This window comes from Ruegeria sp. HKCCA0370 (assembly GCF_013033705.1).
GTDB lineage: Bacteria > Pseudomonadota > Alphaproteobacteria > Rhodobacterales > Rhodobacteraceae > Ruegeria.
This window is the reverse complement of record NZ_WQEP01000025.1, coordinates 2,501-5,858: the sequence shown is the minus strand read 5'-3', so window position 1 is coordinate 5,858 and position 3,358 is coordinate 2,501. Positions and strand designations below refer to the sequence as shown.

The 3,358-nt window shown below is 53.6% G+C and carries 2 rRNA genes; both read right to left on the bottom strand.

Annotated elements, in window-relative coordinates:
• Positions 1 to 167: 167 nt before the first annotated feature.
• Positions 168 to 282: ribosomal RNA gene (gene rrf / locus GOW31_RS21735) — 5S ribosomal RNA — on the bottom strand.
• Between the two features lie 186 nt (positions 283 to 468).
• Positions 469 to 3,296, bottom strand: a 23S ribosomal RNA gene (locus tag GOW31_RS21730).
• Between the last annotated feature and the right edge of the window lie 62 nt (positions 3,297 to 3,358).

Sequence of the window (3,358 nt, the reverse complement as noted above, 5' to 3'; positions counted from 1 at the left end):
CGACCTTCAGGTTATGAGCCTGACGAGCTACCGGGCTGCTCCATCCCGCGACAGTTTTTGTGACCTAGCGCTTACGCTACTTGAGGTCTTTAGTTGGCCTATCGCTTGCGCTATTTGAGGCCGGGTATTGTTTTTTGATCGTTTAGAGAGATGTGGGCTTTTACTAGGTTTGGCGGTGACCTACTCTCCCGGGGCTTAAGCCCAAGTACCATTGGCGCGGCAGTGCTTAACTTCCGGGTTCGGGATGGGACCGGGTGTTTCACTTGCGCTATGACCACCAAACCGAGGAAAAGCCCACGTCGCTCTTTTTGCTTTGCAAAAAGGCGGCGCGCGGGAGGCAGCGCATTCGCTTGCGAATGCGCGTTCCCGCACGGTTGTAATTATCAACCAACAGTGTCGCTTGGTGCGACACGATCATCCATTGTCAAGGTCGGTGTATGCTTTGGTCTTGTCTTTCCATTACTGGATCAAATCAAGCCTATCGGGCGATTAGTACCGGTCAACTGAACGCATTACTGCGCTTACATCTCCGGCCTATTGACGTGGTGGTCTTCCACGGCCCTCAGGGAGACCTTGTTTTGAGGGGGGCTTCCCGCTTAGATGCCTTCAGCGGTTATCCTGTCCGATCATAGCTACCCAGCACTGCCGTTGGCACGACAACTGGTCCACCAGTGGATCGTTCACCCCGGTCCTCTCGTACTAGGGGCAACTCCTCTCAAGTCTCCTACACCCACGGCAGATAGGGACCGAACTGTCTCACGACGTTCTAAACCCAGCTCACGTACCTCTTTAAACGGCGAACAGCCGTACCCTTGGGACCTGCTCCAGCCCCAGGATGAGATGAGCCGACATCGAGGTGCCAAACACTGCCGTCGATATGGACTCTTGGGCAGTATCAGCCTGTTATCCCCGGCGTACCTTTTATCCGTTGAGCGATGGCCCTTCCACTCGGGACCACCGGATCACTATGGCCGTCTTTCGACTCTGCTCGACTTGTCAGTCTCGCAGTCAGGCTGGCTTCTGCCATTGCACTCAACGAGCGATTTCCGACCGCTCTGAGCCAACCTTCGCGCGCCTCCGTTACGCTTTAGGAGGCGACCGCCCCAGTCAAACTACCCGCCACGCAGGGTCCCGGATCCGGATAACGGACCGCGGTTAGACATCAAGAGTGCGAAGGGTGGTATCTCAAGGGAGGCTCCACCGCGACTGGCGTCACGGTTTCAAAGCCTACCACCTATCCTGCACATCACAATCCTGATGCCAGTGCGAAGCTGTAGTAAAGGTGCACGGGGTCTTTCCGTCTAACCGCGGGAAGCCTGCATCTTGACAGGCAATTCAATTTCGCTGAGTCGATGTTGGAGACAGCGGGGAAGTCGTTACGCCATTCGTGCAGGTCGGAACTTACCCGACAAGGAATTTCGCTACCTTAGGACCGTTATAGTTACGGCCGCCGTTTACCTGGGCTTCAATTCAAGGCTCTCACCTCTCCTTTTAACCTTCAGGCACCGGGCAGGCGTCAGACCCTATACGTCGTCTTGCGACTTCGCAGAGCCCTGTGTTTTTAATAAACAGTCGCCACCCCCTGGTTTGTGCCCCCAGCCCCTAGTTGCCTAGGAACCGGGCCTCCTTCTCGCGAACTTACGGAGGTATTTTGCCGAGTTCCTTCAACATCGTTCTCTCAAGCGCCTTGGTATTCTCTACCAGTCCACCTGTGTCGGTTTAGGGTACGGTCTGATAGGAGGGCTATTTCCAGGAACCTCTCAGCAGCCCAATCAATCCGATAAGATTGAACTACACCTGAGATCCGTCACCACTCCACGGCCTAGGAATATTAACCTAGTTCCCATCGCCTACGCCTTTCGGCCTCGGCTTAGGGGCCGGCTTACCCTGCTCAGATTAGCTTTAAGCAGGAACCCTTGGACTTTCGGCGAGAGTGTCTCTCACACTCTTTGTCGCTACTCATGTCATCATTCTCACTAGTGATCTCTCCACCGGATCCCTCACAGGCCGGCTTCATCGAAAGCCTCTCTCCTCCAATCCGCCCGAAGACGTGAAGGAGGAATGAGACTATGTCACACTACGCTCTGCTACCATGCCTTACGGCATCCTAAGCTTCGGCTCATGGCTTGAGCCCCGTTACATCTTCGCCGCAGGACAACTTATTTAGACCAGTGAGCTGTTACGCTATCTTTAAAGGATGGCTGCTTCTAAGCCAACCTCCTGGTTGTTTTGGTCGTCCCACCTGCTTTCCCACTTAGCCATGAATTGGGGGCCTTAGCTGTAGGTCAGGGTTGTTTCCCTCTCCACTACGGACGTTAGCATCCGCAGTGTGTCTGCCATCTAGTACTCCCGGGTATTCGGAGTTTGGTTAGGATCAGTAAGCCTGTGGGGCCCCATTACCCATCCAGTGCTCTACCCCCCGGGGTATTCGGATGACGCTCTACCTAAATAGATTTCGCAGAGAACCAGCTATCTCCGAGTTTGATTGGCCTTTCACCCCTAGGCACAGCTCATCCCGATCCTTTTCAACGGATGTGGGTTCGGTCCTCCAGTAAGTGTTACCTTACCTTCAACCTGGCCATGCCTAGATCACTCGGTTTCGGGTCTGATCCCACGAACTCATTCGCCCTATTAAGACTCGCTTTCGCTACGCCTACACCTAACGGCTTAAGCTTGCTCGTGAGACCAAGTCGATGACCCATTATACAAAAGGTACGCCGTCAGCTCGCAAGGAGCCTCCGACTGATTGTAGGCGTTCGGTTTCAGGTACTGTTTCACTCCCCTCGTCGGGGTGCTTTTCACCTTTCCCTCACGGTACTGGTTCACTATCGGTCAGCAAGGAGTACTTAGCCTTCGAAGGTGGTCCTCCGATCTTCAGACAGAATTTCACGTGTTCCGCCCTACTTAATACGTCCGTCAAAGCTTCCTATACGGGGCTGTCACCCGCTATGGCCACGCTTCCCAACGTGTTCTAGTCACTTATCCGGCTCGGCTGGTCCCCGTTCGCTCGCCGCTACTAGGGGAGTATCAATTGATTTCCTTTCCTCCGGGTACTTAGATGTTTCAGTTCCCCGGGTTTGCTCTTAAAACCCTATGTATTCAGGTCTTAAGTACCTGTTCATGCTCATTATTGATCAGCTGTGCTAACAATAACAAACATTCAGGTGGGTTGCCCCATTCAGAAATCCATGGATCAAAGCTTATTCTCAGCTCCCCATGGCTTATCGCAGAGTATCACGTCTTTCATCGCCTCTTGCTGCCAAGGCATTCACCAAACGCCCTTCTCGCGCTTGATTTGATCCAGAAAGAGAAAGACACACGATAGTTGTGCTACCGCCTATTCGGCTACTTGAGCACG